10 protein-coding genes, 1 pseudogene and 2 CRISPR repeat arrays are annotated in these 19,232 nt (G+C 66.0%); of the genes and pseudogenes, 7 read left to right on the forward strand and 4 right to left on the reverse strand.

Annotated elements, in window-relative coordinates; translation table 11 throughout:
* Nucleotides 1–33: 33 nt before the first annotated feature.
* From NS3_RS04690 to NS3_RS04705, 4 genes are read right to left on the reverse strand one after another with little or no spacing between them, the layout of a single operon-like run.
* Nucleotides 34–1,266 carry a Wadjet anti-phage system protein JetD domain-containing protein gene (locus NS3_RS04690; RefSeq protein ID WP_067854057.1) on the reverse strand — a complete coding sequence of 411 codons (1,233 nt, stop codon included), beginning with the start codon at nucleotides 1,264–1,266 and terminating at the stop codon, nucleotides 34–36.
* A complete protein-coding gene (locus tag NS3_RS04695) occupies nucleotides 1,263–4,601 on the reverse strand; it encodes an ATP-binding protein (protein WP_245649473.1) in 3,339 nt (1,112 codons plus the stop codon). Before NS3_RS04695 ends, NS3_RS04690 begins: the two co-directional genes overlap by 4 nt.
* 2 nt (nucleotides 4,602–4,603) lie before the next feature.
* On the reverse strand, nucleotides 4,604–5,275 hold the full coding sequence (locus NS3_RS04700) for a DUF4194 domain-containing protein (RefSeq protein ID WP_067854561.1): 672 nt from the start codon (nucleotides 5,273–5,275) through the stop codon (nucleotides 4,604–4,606).
* Nucleotides 5,268–6,770, reverse strand: a complete 1,503-nt coding sequence (locus tag NS3_RS04705) for a DUF3375 domain-containing protein (RefSeq protein WP_067854063.1) — start codon at nucleotides 6,768–6,770, stop codon at nucleotides 5,268–5,270. Before NS3_RS04705 ends, NS3_RS04700 begins: the two co-directional genes overlap by 8 nt.
* Nucleotides 6,771–7,109: 339 nt before the next feature.
* Here NS3_RS04705 and NS3_RS04710 point away from each other — a divergent pair, with 339 nt between their 5' ends.
* The 7 genes and pseudogenes from NS3_RS04710 to NS3_RS04740 all read left to right on the forward strand — a co-directional run bounded on the left by NS3_RS04710 (nucleotide 7,110) and on the right by NS3_RS04740 (nucleotide 19,195).
* Nucleotides 7,110–8,405, forward strand: coding sequence for a type I-G CRISPR-associated protein Cas7 (locus tag NS3_RS04710; protein ID WP_084495040.1), 1,296 nt, complete (start codon nucleotides 7,110–7,112; stop codon nucleotides 8,403–8,405).
* Between the two features lie 164 nt (nucleotides 8,406–8,569).
* Nucleotides 8,570–9,637, forward strand: coding sequence for a hypothetical protein (locus NS3_RS28890; RefSeq protein WP_157101174.1), 1,068 nt, complete (start codon nucleotides 8,570–8,572; stop codon nucleotides 9,635–9,637).
* Complete coding sequence (cas3g, locus tag NS3_RS04720; RefSeq protein ID WP_067854071.1) at nucleotides 9,637–13,095, forward strand: type I-G CRISPR-associated helicase/endonuclease Cas3g; 3,459 nt, start codon at nucleotides 9,637–9,639, stop codon at nucleotides 13,093–13,095. Before NS3_RS28890 ends, cas3g begins: the two co-directional genes overlap by 1 nt.
* On the forward strand, nucleotides 13,092–13,775 hold the full coding sequence (locus NS3_RS04725; protein ID WP_067854073.1) for a type I-E CRISPR-associated protein Cas6/Cse3/CasE: 684 nt from the start codon (nucleotides 13,092–13,094) through the stop codon (nucleotides 13,773–13,775). The genes cas3g and NS3_RS04725 overlap by 4 nt, the downstream gene beginning before the upstream one ends.
* A 27-nt stretch (nucleotides 13,776–13,802) precedes the next feature.
* A CRISPR array of direct repeats spans nucleotides 13,803–14,930; the repeat unit is 29 nt; unit sequence GTCGTTCCCGCGCACGCGGGGGTCGTCCC.
* A 93-nt stretch (nucleotides 14,931–15,023) separates the two neighbouring features.
* A CRISPR array of direct repeats spans nucleotides 15,024–15,357; the repeat unit is 29 nt; unit sequence GTCGTTCCCGCGCACGCGGGGGTCGTCCC.
* 843 nt (nucleotides 15,358–16,200) lie between these two features.
* A complete protein-coding gene (locus tag NS3_RS04730) occupies nucleotides 16,201–17,253 on the forward strand; it encodes a tyrosine-type recombinase/integrase (protein WP_067854076.1) in 1,053 nt (350 codons plus the stop codon).
* Nucleotides 17,254–17,298: 45 nt separating this feature from the next.
* A pseudogene (locus tag NS3_RS04735) lies at nucleotides 17,299–18,006 on the forward strand (LLM class flavin-dependent oxidoreductase); the annotation flags it as partial.
* A gap of 121 nt (nucleotides 18,007–18,127) precedes the next feature.
* Nucleotides 18,128–19,195 carry an extracellular solute-binding protein gene (locus NS3_RS04740; RefSeq protein ID WP_067854078.1) on the forward strand — a complete coding sequence of 356 codons (1,068 nt, stop codon included), beginning with the start codon at nucleotides 18,128–18,130 and terminating at the stop codon, nucleotides 19,193–19,195.
* Nucleotides 19,196–19,232: the final 37 nt, after the last annotated feature.

A 19,232-nucleotide genomic window follows, 5' to 3' on the forward strand; every position in this document is an offset into this window, starting at 1 on the left:
CTCTACCGAGATTGGCAAGGGGCCGCCCCAAGGTCAGTCTTGGCCGTTCAAGATCTGTAGAAGTCGGGTTTCGGCGTGAGCGAGGGGGATGGCTTCCTGCTCGATTCGGCGGAACGGGGTGGGGCCTGCGGTTGCAATGGTGTTGTACGCGATGGTCTCGGCTTCGGAGAGGTGGGGCAGGGTTGCCGGTGACGGCTTGATAAGGCGGCCTCCCTTGTCGTGGTTGGTGCCATGCTCGGCGTAGTGGTGCAAGTCGGTGGCGTCCATGAGGATGGAGATGACGGGCTTCGCCGGCGCGCCGTCCGGGGCGGGCTCGGACAGTGTGGCGCGGAACTGGTTGAGGATCGCGTACCCGTCCGCGTCGATGTCGCCCCAGTAGACGACGTGGTCCGCCGCACGGATCCAAGGCACGTTCGCGAGCAGGGCGGCCGCGGCCTTGCCTCCGCCCTCGACCACGATCGCGTCCCTGACCGGCGGGAACCAGAGGCGGGAGTCGCGATTCTCTACGACGAGGACGGCGCGCGGCCGGTAAGCGATGTCGTGCACGTCACCGGTGGTCCATGCGTCGTGCCTTCGGCGGCCGGACGCAGCATGATGAGGATCGACATACGTCAGGTGCACAACGGTCAGCCGGGGCCGGACTTCTTCCCGGACATCACGTCCAGCGGCATCACGCAGGAGTGCGCCGTGGGTGTCGAGCCATTTCGTGTGCATTCCGGGGACCGGGAGTTGTCGCAGAGTCCATGTGCTGGCGTCGGGGTGTTGGCGTAGCCATGTCACGGCGCTGATCAGAACTTGCACGTCGATGGCCTGCAGACGGTAGACGGCTCGAAGCGTGGATGGAGTGAGGATCGCGCCGGCGGACTGCAGCGCTGATGCGAGCGCACGGGCATGGTCGATGTCCACGCTCGGAGGTTCAGCATCGGTATAGGCGTCGGATAGGAGCGAGACGGCGCCGTCCAGGTCCGCAGTGAGCGTGGCGGGGAAATCGCCGACGACTCCTCGGATGGTTGTCGCCTTGCGGATAAGTTCCACACCAGCAGGGAGCCGGCCGGTGAATTTGCGCCACTGCATATGCCATTCGTGCCAGGCGGCGTGCCCGAGCTGTGAGACGGCCTTGCCTGTGGACACGCCGGGGCGGAGCGGGACGGAGAAGGTGACTCGGTCGCCGACACCGAAGTCCGCGCATACAGCTTCTGCCCACTTCTGATCGATCTTGCGGCGGACGGTTGTGGCGGCGTCTTTAGGGGTGAGGAGTGTGCTCATGCGTCCGGTACACCGACGAGAGGTTTCGCCCAGGATCGGCCCTGAGTGTTCTTGAGGATCAGGTATTCCGCATCCACGTGCGGTTCGATCGCGCTGTGTTTGTCGTTGGGGGCGCCAATGACGAGTTGGAAACCGAGGCCACGCCAGGCGCCGATGGCCCGGCCGGTGAAGTGTGCGTCCGCCTTGATCAGCGCCTCGTCGAGGAAGACTGGGGCGTAACGGGGGCGAGCGGCGCCGGCGTCGCCCAGCTGATACCGCAACGCGGCCCCGACGATGAACGCGACCAGTTCCTGTGACTCGCCGCCGGATTTCTCGCCGATGTGGTCGTATACCGCGACGTGTTCGCCGTCGAGATCGCGTTTCTCGGCACTGATTCGAACATGGTTGCGCACGTCGACGAGGTCGGCGAAATCAGGCGCGGTGCGCCGAATGCGATCGATCACCTTGGCCATCCGGTGATAGGCGCGTTCTCGTTCGTCGTCCGTGGCCGATTGGTCGATGAAAGCGCGCACCTCGCGCAGCTCCTTGCGGAATCGAGCGCGCACTGCGGAGTGGCTCTCCTGCGGGTCGATGCGCAGTCGGTGTTTGTCGTCAGCGAATGGCAGTTCGGCGAGGATGCGGTTGACCGGGTCGATCCGGTCCCGGATCTCGCGAACAGCTGCGGCGAGCTCGCTGTCCAGACCGGTCAGGTCGTTGCCGGACAGTTTGAGCAGGCTGTCCCGCCACTCGGTCTCCAGCTCGTGCAGCCCGTTGGTCTCCAGGTCGGTGAGCAGGCGATCGAAGTCGCGGTAGGAGGCGTCCGCGTCGATGCCGAGGTTCGGATTCGGCCAGCGCTCAACGAATGTCGAAAAGGTGTTAAGCAGCGCCTTTTTGGACCTTTCGATTGTCTCTACCGCGGACTGCCGGTCGGCGCGAATCCGCTCGGTGGCCCGTTTCACTGCCGTGTCGAACTCTGCAAGCACCTTCGCCGGGGAGGTGCTGTCGGGGTCGCTCTCGAACTGCGCCTCCAGGTACGCCCGACGTTCCTGACCGATATCAGCGCCGCTCTCCGCGGCTGAGCCGAGCGCCATCCGGGCGTGGTCCACCTCGTCGACCGTCGACTCCCAGGACTCACCGAGTCCTTGAGCGTTCTCCTTCTGTCGGCCGACGCGTTCGGTCAGTTCCCTGACCTGCTCCTTGAGGTCGTCCAGTTGGCGCTGCAGCTGGCCAATCCTCGGATTGCCTGCGCGAACCGCGTCGATGAGCCCGGCCCAGTGGTCCCGTTCGCCCTTGACAGAATTGACATCCACCTGATCCCAGGACAACTCCGTCACGGTCTGGTAGCTCGTGCGTCTGGATTCGAACGAGTTGAGGTTCGCCTCCGCCTTCGACACCCTGTCGATAGCATCGTCGAGACGTTTCTGTGCAAGGCCGATCCGGTTCTCGAGGCCGGCAAGCAATCTGCTGTTGGTGAAGCCGAGCACATTGGCGCGGCCATGACCGCCGTGCGCGCCGCGACCGCCTTCAGATGTCTGGCCGGTGATCGTGAGTGCCTTGGGGTACTGCGCCAGGAGCCTGGGCGTCTCGACGCAGACGAAGTCGAACCGGCGAGCGAGTTCGCTCTTGAGCCATGCGGTGAACGGCGATGGCCGGTAGTCGAGTCGGCCGGGGAGCGTCTTGCTGTCCAGCCCGATCTCGTCGCGCAGGCCGGTGCGCACGCCCTCGAACTGGACCCGCCGGGCTGTCGGCACCGCGTTGATCGCCTCGCGGAACGACTTCAGGCTGCCGATGTCAATCAGCATCCGCGTGGCAAATCCGCCGAGCGCCAGGTTGAACGCCTCGCGCCACGGCTCGAACTCTGTCCGCACCTCGATCAGCTCGCCGACGAACGGCAAGTCGTCCGGGGTGAGTCCGGCGGCCTGCGCCAATGTCGCGCGAGCCGCGTGCAGTTCAGTCGGTATGTTGCCCCGACGAGTCTTGACTGCTTGGTGCTCAGTACGCAATTGCGCCGACTCGCCCTCGGCCTCCTTCTTTTCCGCCATCGCCTCTGCGAACTGGTTTCGGGCGGTCGTCCTGGCGTCGGTGTCAGCCAGGGAGCGATGTGCCATCTCGACCAGTGCGGTGAAGTCCTCTCTGGTTGAGATGGTGGTGCCGGTGGTGGCGAGCGCCCGGTCCAGTCGTTCCCGTGCGCGTTCAACGTCCCTCAGCCGCTGCTCCACGCCGCGGAGCTCCCGGAGTGCGGTCTCGAGGCGATCACCACCGGAAGCGCGAAGGGTGTCAGCTACCCCGTCGCGCTGTGATTCGGTCGCCTTGACCAGGGCGATGGTCTCCTTGAGTTCTTTCTCTGCCCGGTCGCGCCGCCGGGACAGGTCCTGCTCTACCGCGCGCAGCAGGTCGAGTCGGCGTTCATAGCGCCACAGCGCGGCAGGTGACGAGGCGTCGGTAAACGAGCCGACCTCGTCGATCAGGCGCAGCCGGTCCGCCGCTTGGTCGATGGTGTGCCGGTGTTCGCGTATCGGGGTCAAGGCTTTCACCTGTTGGCGGGCGGTGATCATCCTGTCCCGGGTCCCGGACAGATCGTCGAACTGCTGTACCACCGCGTCTGCGGTGGCCAATGTGGACGGCTCCTCGAGGACCATTGTCTTGTACAGCGCATCGACAGTGGTGATCTGTTGACCAGCCTGGATCCGCCCCAGTAGAGCCACCGCCTTGTGCCCGTCGCCCGCAGCACCGATGCCGAGCGTGGTATGCAGACGCGCAGTGAAATCCCGGTCGGTATCGAGGCAGTTCAGGCCGGTCGCCGAGACCTCGGCACGGGCAAACTTCTTGTTCGCAGGACCTTCCAGCATGCGCAATTGGTAGGCGTGCTCACAGGTGGCGCGCACCGCCACGACGTCGTCGAGGATGCGGGCGGACGACGGGACGTACCAGGCCCGGAGCGCGGTGAACTCGGCGCCGGTGTGGTCGGCCCATGTCATCGCAATGGCGGACCAGGTATCACGGCCGTCCCCGCGCAGCACTCGCGACTTCGTCTCGCCGTCGGTTCGGGACTCGTCGAGCTTCCCGCGCGCATAGGAAAGGATGTTGCGCTGGTCTTTCCCTCGAGGCCGGCCGACCACTCCACCATTGGACGCCCCATTGAAGGGAGTCGTGTGCGGCATGAGCAACGCGATGTAGGAATCCATCAGCGTCGACTTTCCGGATCCTGAACCTCCGCTGAGCAGCGTCGCACCGGGCGCGAATCGTAGGTGATGATAGCCGTCATAGCCGCCCCAATTGACCAATTGCAGGTCCCGTGCCACCCACTGCTGGCCACGGGACGCCGCCGGGATCAACCCGAACAGCGTGTCGATCATGCTCACGCCGTGCCCTCGTTCCGTCCGCGCAACCACTGATCCAGTTCGGCGAGCTTCGCGGTGCTCAACACGACCTCCACCATCGGGGTGATCCGGTACCGGCCTGCAGATTCCTCGGCGAGTAGGCCTTCAGTGACCAGTCGCTGCACCGCGTTACGGACCTCTTGCTGGCCGCGGGCCAGATTGTGATCGTTCGGATCGAAGTAGGTCAACACAGTCTGCTCCAGCTCCTCGATGTCCACCCGCGCGGACGACTCACCCGTACCGCGTTCCCGCTGGAAAACCGTCCGCAGGTGCACCAGCACCAAAGTCTCGGCCCGGTTATAGGGGTCGTCCTTGAGCAGGATCGGCACGTCCAGCTCCACCGAGCGCACCTGCTGCTTGTAAGCGACTCCCCGATCATGGTCGACCACGAGACGGACGAACAGATCGTGCATCCGCGATTCGATGATCTGCTGGTTCTCCAGCAGCGTGCGCCACTGCACAGAGTTCTTCTCGGCCAGAAGGAACTTGCGCCGCAACAACTGGACCAGCACCCGCCGCACGTCTGCGCCCAAGGTGCCCGCGTCGCCGGCAAACAGCTCGGCGGGATCATCCTCCATCGAGATCGGGTCGATGAACCCAGCTTCCCCACCTTCCGACCAACCGTCCTCGACGCCCTCCGATTCACTCATCGCCACCGCTCCTGTCCACACTCACCGGGTTGGCCGCCACCACACCACCGAGGGCGAACCGTCGCCGGGTCCGGTCGGGTCGGACCGTGTCGACCACCGCAACCTCGGCCAGCTCGGTCATCTCAGCATCATGGGCGATTTCCAGCAGACCGAGCAGGTCGACGGGCCGCCGGATGTCCTCCTCCGCCGCACGGAACGCGTCCGTGACATTCACGCTCTCAGCGTCGCCCGCAAACGCCGCCAAATGCGCGCGCAACTCGGCATACCGGGGGCCGCCCCATGCCCGAGTATCCGCAGTCGCCATGTCTTCCACCTCGTCCCATTCCCGCAACGGCTCGGGCGGTTGTGGTGGCCTGAGGTCGCTCATCCGCTGCCGCAGGTGACCGACGTCGACCACCGGCAAACGGCGCAGTGCCTCGACAGCCTCGCCGCGACGTGAGACAGGAACCCACTTGTGGAGACCGGACATCACATCCCTCAGAAGTTCATCCACCTGGCGATCCCGCATCGGATCGTGGTTACGTACCTGAGTGGTGATCACATGGGATGCCTGCCGCTGCGCGGTCAGAACCTCCTTGACACCCTGCTCGATCCGGCGCGAGATCTCGGTGAGCTCCCGCCGCTGCTGCTCCGGCAGCAGATCGGTGAACCCGTGACGCAGCACCGTACGCAGCTGGCTCCACAGGTCATCGATCTGCGCCGGGTCGCCGATAAGACGCAACGCCCCCGCGAACGCACGACCTTCCGGTGTCGCGTCCAATATCCGCTGACCACGGGACAGATACTCGCGGAGCACCTCACCAGTAGGTCGCACATCGTGCCGTAACTCGGCGACGACGTCGCGCTGGATAGCTTTGATCGACTCCGCCACGCGGGCGAAGTCCGCAGGCAGCTCCCGCGCCAAATGCAATACGTTCTCCGCCGCCTCGAGCAGCTGCTCGTCCTCGACATTCTCTACAGCACCGCCCTGCTCGAGCTGCGCAAGTTCCTTCTGGCGCTCCTGAATCTCCTCATGAAGGCGCGATATCCGGGCCATCACGTCCGGATCTGCGTCCTGTGCAAGTCGCTGGATAGCCTCCAGCAGCGTCCTCACCCGAGACTCCGATACCCTGGTCCGCACTCCGCCGACCCGCCCAGCCACCTCGAGTGCGCCAACGCCGTACGCGGACAACCGGTAAACCTCGACATCATCGTCGGACACCTGCCGCACCAACCACCCCGCCTGCACCCACTGCCTGCACAGGTCCCGCGCATTCCCAGTAGGCAGCGGCTGATTGTCCTCATCGCCGTAGCCCGCGGCCCGCAACTGGTCAAGGGCGTCGTTGATCTCTGCGTGCGAGTCCGCCACCGCCACCCACGGCCGGTCCGCAGTGAAAACCATCGCCAACACCGTCACCACGAACGGCGCGTGCGTCTGATGAAGCAGAGCCAGCATCGGATTCTGAAACGCCCGGAGTGCGCCCTGGTAAGCGCCTTCCACCCCTCGTGTCACCATCCACCACAGCGTACGGCGGGCGTACGACACAAGGCAGCTTGCGCGAATGTGAAGGCCACACTGACCTGCTGCCGAGGTCGACACCGATGAGATCGAACCCGACCACGACATAGGCTTGCCGAATCAGGCTGTGCAGCAGCCTCATTTACGCGCCGGAAGTCCGAAGGCGGCGCTGCACTGGTAGGTGACATCATGCTCCCTCCAACAATGCGGGAAACCTCATTCCGACGATTCCTCTTCACCTCGTGAAGGTGAGGGCAAGTGTCCGCGTTCGTGTCGGTGGCCAGTTGTACGGTGCGCCAGTCCAATCCGGCACGACCAAATTGATAGGTGGGATGAATGCCCAATCCGAGTGCACTGGTTGACGCGATCCGAGCCGCGGTGGGGGATACAGCAGTGGCGGCTGTCGCGATCGAGCACGACCTCGAGCCGATCGACGGCCCCGGTTCGGCGGTTTCCCCGCCGACGTATCCGTCGAACGACGTTGCTGAGCATCCATATTCGCCAGAAGGCACAGTGCCCATCCCTTCGGACGGTGGGTGGCTCACCAAGCTGGCTACCGGTGAAGACGGGCGGCCGGCGTCGGCACCGTTGGTCATCCTGGACGATGTGCAAGCCCAGTCTGCACGGGCCAGCCAGGCACTATGGGAGCACCGTGTCGAGTTGGGCGGATTGCCGGGCTTTGTCCTGCGCAGCGACGAGGACCGACTCGGGAACGGCACCAACAGCGTCGAGGCACTCCTTGCTGATCTGTCGTTGTCGTCGTGGACCCTCTCACATCGGCACGCCGATTCGTGGATCCAGACCGCCGCGGCGAATCCTGACGGACAACCAGTGTGGAAGTCGAACGACGACGGTCTGGCCGACGTGTTGACCGGGATCAACAGTACGGTCGATGCCACCTCGGCATTCACGTATGCACCGAACTCGCTGCTGTACGGGTTCTGGCTGTCGGCTGATACGGTGCGGCGACATAGGCAGGCGCGCGCCTACCGGACACGGATCATCGGCTATGGCGCGCGGCCGGTGCGCAGCGGTGCAACCAAGGTTGATCTGCTGCCGATCTCGAAAGCTTCTCAGGTTGATCGGGCAGCATTCGGGTATGGCCCGGCCAAGACGAAGGGCTCGAAGGCCAAGGCGGAGCGCACGGACAGGCCGTCCAATCTTGGGTTCGGGCCCAACCCGGGAAGTGTGGGCGTCCATGGTTATGGGTGTGAGCGTATCGCTGCGCGTGGTGCGATCTCATTGCAGTTGTTGCGGTCACTCCAGTTCGGCGGTGATCGGGCGAAGCAGTCGGCCGCGGCGACGGCGCTGACCGTCTTGGGGTTGGCCGGCGATGTGTTGCTGCGGCGTCGGATGTTCTTGCGGTCGGGGTGCGATCTGTTCGCCACAGCCAGCCGCTACGGGTTGTGGCGGCAGGGTCGCGCGGTGCCGGAGACCTTGCCGGTTGATGTCGCGGCCGACGTGTCGTGGTGGGCACAGGCGCTCGAGAGCGCGCTCGAAGACTGCCGATCGGTGGGGCTGGAATTCGCTGCACCGGTCCGGCTGTACCTGTCGGAACCGCAGCGCAAACTAGTGCGAGAAGGGGCGGAGGCATTGCGGTCCGGGGCACCGGTGGAGGACGGCTCCCAGTGATCCGGATACGCCTGCACAACCCAGCACTGCTGTGGACCGCAGCGCACAAGACTCCGCGGCGGACCGAGATACAGTGGCCGCCCTCGCCATGGACCGTGCTCGCCTCGCTGGTAGCCGGCGCCCACGCCACGGCTGCCCCGGAACCTGCTCGCCAGGCGATTCACGTGCTGGCAAAGGCCCCCGATCCCGACATGTGGCTCCCGCAGGTGCATATCCATCGGGTGCCGGGCCGCTACGTCGGCAAGACCGGACCGCAGGACGCCGAGAAGCATTGGACGGTGTTGGACGGTTCCCGCGTGGGATTGGACGACGAGCGCACGAAGCACCTGTGGTTCACCGCGCGCGCTGAATGGACCCATCCTTGTGCCTTTCTCGACTTTTCCGCCGTCCTGGATGGCGAGCAGATTTCCGCCCTCGCCGCAGCAGCGTCGGCGACACCATATGTGGGGCGGGCTACAGACTGCGTCATGGCCGGGGTACTGACACCGCATGATGGAGGCTGGGTCGACCACACCAGCACCGACGGCTACGCGGATCCCGAACTGGCCGAGCCGGGATCAGCTCATGAACGGTGGCAGCCGACCGCGGTGCCAGGTCCTGTGCGTGCAGCGACACCTGATCTGCTGGCGGTGCTGGACCTGTGTCACGAGCGCCGTCATCGCTACGGGTTGCCGGGCCTACCAGACCACGTCAGAGGCCGCCCGGTGACTTACCTGCGACGTGATCCCTCAACGTCGGCGACCTCGGCTACACGAGTTGTGCTGCTGCTGAACAAAGGCAGAACTCAACAGCAGGTGATGTCCTCGCTGCCGGATACGGCTGTTTTGCTCGGCAGCGACAAGCCGTGGGCGGTGTCGTTCGAGAGCCGGGAGCAAGCCGCCGCGGCGGCACAGAGCACACCCGAGTTGTTCCGTGACGGTCAACCGCAGGAGAGGCACATCGACCGCTATTACGGTCGTCCTGCCGAGTCCTGGATCTCAGCGGTGCCGATGGTGGCGCACCCGGATCGCCGGATCGCCGAGCACGAGATCACAACGGGGCTCCAGGATGTCGGAGCCGACGGCTTCGTGGAGAAGCTGAAGCCCTGCGGCCCCTGCCCCGAGCTGGCACACCTCACATTGTGGCGGGCGTGGATACGTCTGGATCACCCCTATCCCGGCCCCTTACGACTCGGGCAAGGACAGCAGTACGGGTACGGACGGTTCCGCAAGGACGAGGACGGTGAGCACTGATGGGATTTCCCACCTTCGCGGAGTTCCACGAAGGCCTCTACGGCCACAGTCCGTTCCCCTGGCAACACACACTGGCCGAACGCGTGGCCGCTGAAGGCTGGCCGGACACCATCGATATCCCCACCGGCCTCGGCAAGACCCGCACCATCGCCATCGCGGTATGGCATCTGGCCCACCAGATCGCCCACCGCGGACCACGGACCGCCCCGCTACGAATTCTGCATGTCGTAGACCGCACCACCATCGTCGACCAAACCCACCGAGATCTTCAGATCCTGCACGACGGACTCCACCGCGCCGATCACCGATCCGTGGCGGTCGTCGCGCACGTGCTGCACGAGGCATTCGGCACACCGTTGGTCATCGGCAAAATCCACGGCGGCGTCGCTGATGACGGCGAATGGATCGCGGTCGACACACCTACCGTCATCACGATGACCGCGCATCAAGCCGTGTCCCGCGCCCTGTTCCGCGGATTCGGTGTCTCACCGGCCATGGCGCCGGTGCATGCTGCGCTGCTCGGCGTCGATTCGCTGATCCTGCTGGACGAGCCACATCTATCGGTAGCTGCGCTCTCCACGCTGCGCGCGTTGAAGGAACACCAACAGGCCCACGAACTGAGTGTGCCGACAGGCAAGACCGTGCAGATCGGTGCCACTGTCCCACCGATCCCGGACGGTACTGTGCACCGCATCACCGATGCCGACAGCGCAGACCCCGTCGCCGCAAGGCGACTGGCCGCACCGAAAACGCTGACACTGCACCCATGCGGCGGAACCGACAAGAACACCGAGGACGCACTGGTCAGGGCCGCCCGCACTGTCCTGACCATGACCGAAGGGTCCATCGCGGTGGTTGTGAACACCGTGGATATGGCCCGGAAGGTCCACGCCGCGCTCACCTCCGGCCGCAATCCTGTCGTATCAGAGGAGGATGCGTTGCTGGTGACCTCACGCATCCGCAAATACGAACGAAAGCACCAGGACGGGCGCCTCACCGGCGATCTGATGCCGCGTCTGTTGGTGGCCACCCAAACAGTCGAAGCAGGTATCGACTTCTCGGTGCAGATGCTGGTCACCGAGGTATGCGACTGGCAAGCCCTGATACAGCGCCTCGGCCGGCTCAACCGGCGCGGCGAATTCGACACGGCCACAGCGCATGTAGTTATCCCTGAGAAGCCCCGCCCGGGAACCATGGCCGTGTACGGGGAGGGGCCCGCCACCGGGCTCGGCGAGCTCCTGACAAGTCTCGGGAGCGGGACGCACCTGTCCCCCGTCGCGCTGGCCGACATCGCAGCGGAGCATGCAGCCGCGGTCGAGCGAGCGACCCGCCCCACACCGCCGGTGCCGACCCTCATCCGTGAACTACTGCCCACGATCGCGCACTCCCGGCCGGTTCCAGCGGCAGATCTCACGGTGCAGCGCTACATCACCGGCATCCCGGACACCGAACGGGTTACCGACGTGACCGTGCTGTGGCGCCACAGCCTCGACCCGGAACTCGCCCGCTGGATGCCACCCGATCCCGGCGAAGTCGTCACTGTGCCGGTGGCCGCGGTCAACGCGCTGATCGCCGATCGGGTCCCTCGGGGGAAACCTCGCGCTGCGGTGATCGCGGATGACGGAGAGTCCGCCTTCGAATCCACCTCTTCATCCGCTTGGACTGTTCCCCGGTCCCAGCCAGCGCCGGTTCTGGTCTCCGACGGCAAAACATGGGTGGGGGCGTATTCGGACCGCGACATCACTCCCGGCGCCACGATCATCCTGCCCAGCAACATCGGCGGCCACGACGCCACCGGATTCCATGCCACCTCAACCACACCCGTGATCGACTTGTCGGCCACACTGCGATGGCGCTCAGGACGGTGGTGGCACGCCGACAGCAACAGTCTGCCCACCCTCGGTGTCGAATTCCAGGACATCGACTTCGACCAACTGACCGGACTCGGCGACCGCGACCCCGAGGAGATCGACGAACTCCTGCCCCAGCTCCTACCCGAGCACCTGCTGGGGCCGACGCAGTACGGCCCGCTCACCGACACAGGTGTGTGGCTTCGCGCACCCGTGGATCAACGCGATGAACACCTGGTCCCGCTAGCCGACCATGCCGCACAAGTCGCCACCGAAACCGACACTGCTGCCCGACGAGTCGGGCTGGCTCCCGACACCACCGCGTTGCTGGTCAAAGCCGCCTACCACCACGACGACGGCAAACTCGACCCAGCATTCCAAGCCGCGCTGGGTGCGCAACCGGATGGTCCACCACTGGCGAAACTCGCTCCGGGTGCGACCTTCCGGCGACATCTGATCCCGCCGGGTTGGCGACACGAATCCGCCTCCCTCGCTCGCCAGCATCAGGAAGCCCATCCGCTGGTACGGCACGTCATCGCCGCACATCACGGCTGGGCCAGGCCCCTGCTCCCTGCCGCCGAAGGCCCCGATCAAGCCCTCCCCACCGCCGACACGTTCACGCAACTCAACCAGCAGTACGGCGTATGGGGCCTCGCCTGGCTGGAGACCGTCATGCGGCTGGCCGACCACCGCGCCAGCCGACATCCCGAAAACGGACACACTCCACCCAACCACGTCCACACCCCCGCTGCGCTCCGCGCCGTTTCCGTAGACGGTTGCGCGGCCGTCGAACTGACCGGAGTACCGGTCGACTCTCCACTGGCTTGGTGGGCCACCGCCGGGGCACTCGCCGCCGCCACCGACCTCGACCCCGACGCGACCATCACCTACACCCCCGGCCTCGCCGGCCACATCGCGACAATCCACACCACAACAACACTCGACAACATCGCCAACCAGGTCGTCACTATCGCAGGCGAACTGGGCGACTACCGCCAGCAACTGGCGATCAAGAACGAAAAGCCACCCGCAGACTGGGTGCGGACCACCGTCGCCGGACTCGACACCACAGGACCAGCCCGGCAGATTCTTGCCTCAATTCTCAACGACACTGCAACCCCCGACGCGAACGGCAAAATCCCCCTACGCACCGTCTGGATCCACAACAACTCGACCCTCATCGGCGCTGTCGCCAAATCCCGCCACAGATCCGAGCAGATCACCGACGTGCTCAGCCGCCAGACTCCACAGCAGTACGACGGCGGCCACCACTTCGGCATGACTCCACAAACCGGCACCACGATGATCATCTCCGGTCTTCCTGAGAAGAACGTCCGCTCACCACTGCAAACGCTGCTGTTCGCCGCAACCGCACGCCTGCACCCCACCGGCGGAGCGCGACCAGCGGGACAAACACGCGCCGGACGGATGCACCTCCCACTGCCCAGTCGACCGACGAGCTGGAACGAACTCGTCGCTCTGCTGCAAACACTCAGCACCGACAAACGACACTGGCGAAGCGTTGGCGTGGATCACCTCCCCTACCAACGCACTGCGCTGGACCACGCAAAGAGCCACGCTTGGGAACTCGCAGAGGAGACACCATGACCACCACGGACCACCTGATCCTCACCACGCCCCGCATCGCCGAGGAAATGAACGCCGACCGGGAAACCGGCCATCGCATGACAATGTCGCTGTTCCCTCACACCGACGCCCCCGACGCACGAGCCGCCTGGAACGTGCTCTGGACCGTTCTCCCCGGCTCGACTGTACTGATCCGCACCAGTTACACCGAAACGCTCCGACTGTCCGACTGGGTCAAACAGTACGACCACCACGCCACTACCCCACGTGCAACCGGTGAGCATGTCAGCTTCACGGTCGAACTCGCCGCCCTCCGTACCCCACGTGTCCACGTCGACCCTGCCGTACATGCCAAGCTCAAAGCAGGCGCCGACGGCACAGCCCGACCACCCGGCCAGGGAAAAGCCTACCGAGCCAACAAGGTCCCGGTGCCCCGCGACCAACTGGATGAATGGCTGTCCACAAAGCTCACCCGGCACGGAATCGCAGCCGAACGTGTCGAAGTCCAGTGGTACCGCACCATCCGGCTCCCCAACCACCGCGACTCGCTCCCGATCACCCGAATTCACGCCACCGGAGTCATCACCGACGCGGACACCTACAACGAAACGAAGCAAGACGCCCGCAACCTAGGCAAAGGGAAGTCGTACGGCGCAGGGCTCATCGTCGAAGACAACGAACTAAATGAAAATCGACCATAGTGTCGGCATCGGCGCAGGTCAGGAAGTGTCGTTCCCGCGCACGCGGGGGTCGTCCCTGCGCGATCACCGGGGCCAGGGCGAGAGCGATGTCGTTCCCGCGCACGCGGGGGTCGTCCCTGGATGCTCGGGAAGGGGTTCGGGCACAAGTGGTCGTTCCCGCGCACGCGGGGGTCGTCCCACCTCGGAGAGCACGTCCTCGTCCCAGGCGCCGTCGTTCCCGCGCACGCGGGGGTCGTCCCCCGCTGCACAGCAGGAAGCGCCTACCCCTAGGGTCGTTCCCGCGCACGCGGGGGTCGTCCCGCATCCACCACCCGCATCGGCCGCGACACATGGTCGTTCCCGCGCACGCGGGGGTCGTCCCCGTGCGTCCCGGTCTCCGTCCCGAATCACTGAGTCGTTCCCGCGCACGCGGGGGTCGTCCCTCGGCGACCAGATTGTGCTTCATCGCGAGGAGGTCGTTCCCGCGCACGCGGGGGTCGTCCCACCGGGTCGCGGCGCTCAAACCGCATGCCTTGGTCGTTCCCGCGCACGCGGGGGTCGTCCCGCGGGCGAGACCTGGGCGCGGATCGCCACGGCGTCGTTCCCGCGCACGCGGGGGTCGTCCCTCCGATGAGGACGCCGTGCGCTCGCTGACCGGGTCGTTCCCGCGCACGCGGGGGTCGTCCTCGGTCGCGGTACTCGTCGAGCGTGAACCCGTTGTCGTTCCCGCGCACGCGGGGGTCGTCCCTGGGCAGTCGCCAATGCGGTGTCCACGTTGACGTCGTTCCCGCGCACGCGGGGGTCGTCCCTCACCGCAGTTCTGCAACGAGCGCGCGACGAAGTCGTTCCCGCGCACGCGGGGGTCGTCCGTTGTTGGATGCGAACGACACGCGGGCGCCGGTGTCGTTCCCGCGCACGCGGGGGTCGTCCCCGGCAGGTGCCGATGATCCACGGGTAGTCGTCGTCGTTCCCGCGCACGCGGGGGTCGTCCCGGCCCGTGACGTCGTAGGACTCGAACTGTCCAGTCGTTCCCGCGCACGCGGGGGTCGTCCCTTGGACGGCACGTTCAAGCCCATTCAGATCAGGTCGTTCCCGCGCACGCGGGGGTCGTCCCCAGCAGCCCCCAGGGCGTCGCGAGCATGTGCAGTCGTTCCCGCGCACGCGGGGGTCGTCCCGGCAAAGCGCCGACCGGCCTGCACGGCGACTAGTCATTCCCGCGCACGCGGGGAGTCGTCCGCGGCAATCACCCCATGCTCCTTGAGCCAGTCAGTCGTTCCCGCGCACGCGGGGGTCGTCCACAGACCGAGGCGCAGGCCATCGCCGGCGACGTGTCGTTCCCGCGCACGCGGGGGTCGTCCGGACAGAATCATGCCGATCAGGCCACCACCCAGGTCGTTCCCGCGCACGCGGGGGTCGACCCAGATCAGACATGGTGCCTTCCGCTCCTGGTGCGTCGTTCCCGCGCACGCGGGGGTCGTCCGTGAATGCCGGTGCTGATGCCCTCGGCGGCCCGGTCGTTCCCGCGCACGCGGGGGTCGTCCCGCGATCTGCAGCAGCCGCTCACCATCGGTGGTGTCGTTCCCGCGCACGCGGGGGTCGTCCCTCCCAGGTCTGGATCCCCAGGCCGGTGTTCTCGTCGTTCCGTGCACGCGGGGGTCGTCCGGTGTCCGGGATCAACCTGGACGAGGCCGTGATGTCGTTCCCGTGCACGCGGGGATCGTCCCGCCTACATCCCCGGCGAGGGATCGGTGGCCGAATCGTTCCGGCGCACGCGTTTTCGGAGCGTCCCTGCACTGCTGGTGGCGAAAATGCGCATGGTCAGCTTTCATGGGGTCAGGAGGATCAGCAGGCGCCACATGAGACAAGGCCTGACAATGCCTCCATCAAGTCCTCGTACCACCCGAACTAGGTCATCCGACAGCAGTCGCGAGCTGCGCACCGGATCGCCAGCCCCTGAAGAACACGGCCAGCGGCCGGGCGATCGGGACATGTTCTCGCAGAACCGCTCTGAAGCACTCGATTTCGATGCGGTCTTCGCCCTCGCTCGCCCCGCTGGCCATGCCATGAGTATCCCGTTCGCATTCCCGGGCCCGACCAACTCGCCGCTTAGCGGATTGCACTGTGCAGGCGCGACGATCGATGATCACGGCCGTCTGTCGAATCGGTCCACCGTGCGGGCCCTCGGATGGGAGCCGGGTCAGCATGTTGTGTTCGGAGGCGACCATCGGATGATCGTGGTGGGGTGCGCTCGGCGGAGCCGGTGGTCGGTCTCGCGGAGCGGCTATCTGAGAGTCCCCGCCGCCAGTCGACACCGATGCAATGTGAATCCAGGTGATCGATTCCTTGTTGCCGCCGACACGGATCGCGATCTGCTCGCGGTGGTCCCGTCGGCTGTGCTCGGTGCGGCGCTGTGGGCGCACCTGTCGGATATCTGGCGACTGCCGTCATGAACGGCGAGTTGGACGCGGCTCTGCGGCTGATCAGCGCCCACCTCGGAGCCCATGAACCCCAGGATGCAGATGACCTACGACCACCAACGCTGCCTACCTTCTCCGAGTACATCGCGCATCTGCGTACCGCCCTTCCGGCCACCACCGTGCGGAACTACTCGTCCTATTGGGTTGTCGTGGAGCAGGAGTGGGCGGAGCGTCGGCTGGATGAGCCTACGGCCACGGAAATCTCGGATCTGGTGCAGCGTCATCGCCGCCGCGCGGCTGTGCGTTCGAATTCCCGGGGCGGCCGTGGCGCAGTCATGAACATGGTGTCCGCGCTGCGTTGTGTGTACCGCCACGCAGAGCTCGACGGGCTACTCACCGAGAAGGAGAACCCGGCGCGGAGGGTGGCGCGACCCCGGCGGCTGGCGAGTCCTCGGCATGCGCTGACGCGGGAGCAGATCATCGAACTCGGCCGGGTCGCAGCCACAACCGGCAATGACACGGAGTTGGACGCACTGATTGTCCGGCTGCATGTCGAGACAGCGTGCCGGCGCGGTGGCGTACTCGGACTGGAGGTGGGTGATCTGGATCGCGAGGACTGCTTGATCCGGTTGCACGAGAAGGGTGAAACAGTTCGCTGGCAGCCGGTTTCGCCGTTGCTGATGACCAAGTTGGTCGAGCACGTCGAGCATCGTGGCGGTGAGGCCACGACGCGGAAGGTGCTGCGCTACCGCAGCGGGCGTGCGATCACCGGGCGGCGCTACGACTATTTGATCGACCGGGTCCGGACGCATTTGCCGTGGGCGGCGCGGTTGCAGGTGACGCCGCACTGGATCCGGCACACCACATTGACGTTCGTCGAGCGCGAGTTCGGTGAGGCAGTCGCGCGGGCGTATGCCGGACACGCGCCCAGCGGCCCGAGTGGTGCGACGCCGATCTATACCCGGGCCGGGATCGTCGAGGTCGCCGAAGCGCTGGTCGCGGTGACAGGTCAACCGCATCCGCTGGCTCGTGCGGTTCGCTATCCGCTTGCTCCAACGGACCCCCGTGAGGGTATTGTTTGACGTTATGGACACGCAGATGCTGCGAGTTCGCCCCTCTTCTGGTGTTCGACCACCGAATCCTTCCCGCTGTTCGGCTACGACCTGGCCGACTACGACGAGCTGTTCGAGGAGAAGCTCGGGCTGCTGCTCCGTCTGCGGGAGGACGGCCCGGTCACCTGGTCCGGCAAATTCCGCCCCGCGCTGCGCGGCACCATCGTCTACCCGCGTACCGAGCACCGTCCACTGCCGGTGTGGATCGCGGTCGGCGGCAGCCCCGAATCGGTGGTCCGCGCGGGCCTGCTCGGCCTGCCGCTGGCCATCGCCATCATCGGCGGCGAACCGGCCCGGTTCGCTCCGCTGGTCGAGCTCTACCACCGCGCACTCGCCGAGGGCGGCCACGAGAAGCGACCCGTCGCGGTGCACGCGCACGGCTACCTCGCCGACACCGAAGAGCAGGCCGTCGCCGACTTCTACGATTCCTACGCCGTCGCGATGGGCAGGCTCGGCCGCGAGCGCGGCTGGGGTCCGATGACCAGGGCGCACTTCGACCAGCTGCGTTCGCCGCAGGGATCGCTGTTCGTCGGCACCCCCGACCAGGTGGGCGAGAAGATCGCGACCGTCCGCGACACCCTCGGACTGGATCGCTTCATGCTGCACACCAGCGTCGGCACCCTGCCACACGAGAAGGTGCTCAACAGCATCGAGCTTCTGGGCACGAAGGTTGCCCCGGCGGTGCGTACCCGCTCGGCTGATACCCAGCGTCAGCTAACATAGGCAAGGCTCAACTTCCTCCACGCTGGGGAAAGGCAGCGCCTGCCCGTACCCGGCGCCCCCGGACCGGGCGGGCGCAGTTGTTCAGAGCCCCGAACTGCGCCGCTCGACGAAGGAAGTACCTGTGAATCGCACCATCCTGCGCTTGGCCGCCCTCGGTGCGGTAGCCGCCCTGGGCCTGACCGCTTGCTCCAGCGGCGAGGACACCGATTCCGCCTCCGGCGACGCCGTGCAGTGTGTGGGCTCCGGCGATCCGAACACGCTCACCGTCTACTCCGGTCGGACCGAGAAGCTCGTGAAACCGCTGTTCGACCGGGTGGACGAGAGCGTTCTCGGCCCCGGCGTGAAGCTCGAGGCGCTCTACGATCAGAAGCCGGTGAAGATCCTCGAGGAGGGCCCGCGCAGCCCGGCCGACGTGTGGTTCGGCCAGGACGCGGGTGAGCTCGGAGCACTGGGCGAGGCAGGCTACCTGGGCGAACTGCCCGACAGCGTGGTGAATCTGGTGCCGGAGGAGTACGTCGATCCCGGCAAACGCTGGGCGGCCGTCACGCTGCGCTCGCGGGTGCTCGCCTACGATCCGCGCCAGGTGCCCGAGGCCGAGTTGCCCACCGGCATCGACGCCCTCGTCGACGAGAAATGGCGCGGCGCGATCGCTTACGCCCCGACCAACGCCTCGTGGAAGAGCTTCGTCACCGCATTGCGCGTGCTGCGCGGTGAGGACGGCGCCCGTGAGTGGCTGGAGAAGTTCAAGGCGGTCGAGCCCGTGGAGTTCGACGGCAACAACGCCTTGCTGACGGCCGTCGAACAGGGGCAGGTCAAGGTCGGTTTGACCAACCACTACTACTGGTTCATGAAGACCGCCGCCGAGGGCGCCGAGAACGTGCAGACCAGGATTCACTACTTCAAGGGAGACACCGAACCGGGCGCACTGGTCAACATCTCGGCCGCGGGCATCCTGAACTGCTCGGACAACAAGGAAGCCGCGGTCAAGCTGGTCGAGTTCCTGCTCGCTCCCGATTCACAGCAGTACTTCGCCGACCAGACCGGTGAGTACCCGGTGGTCGCCGGCGTCACCCCCCGGCACGACCTCCCGCCGCTCGCGGAGCTGGCCCAGCCCGCGATCGATCTCAACGAGCTGCAATCGCTCGCGGCCACCGAAGAACTGCTGAAAGACGTCGGTCTGCTGAAATGATCTCCGGTCCCACCGGAGCACGATCGACGGCGCGGCG

The organism is Nocardia shimofusensis NBRC 100134, from assembly GCF_001613125.1.
GTDB classification, from domain to species: domain Bacteria; phylum Actinomycetota; class Actinomycetes; order Mycobacteriales; family Mycobacteriaceae; genus Nocardia; species Nocardia shimofusensis.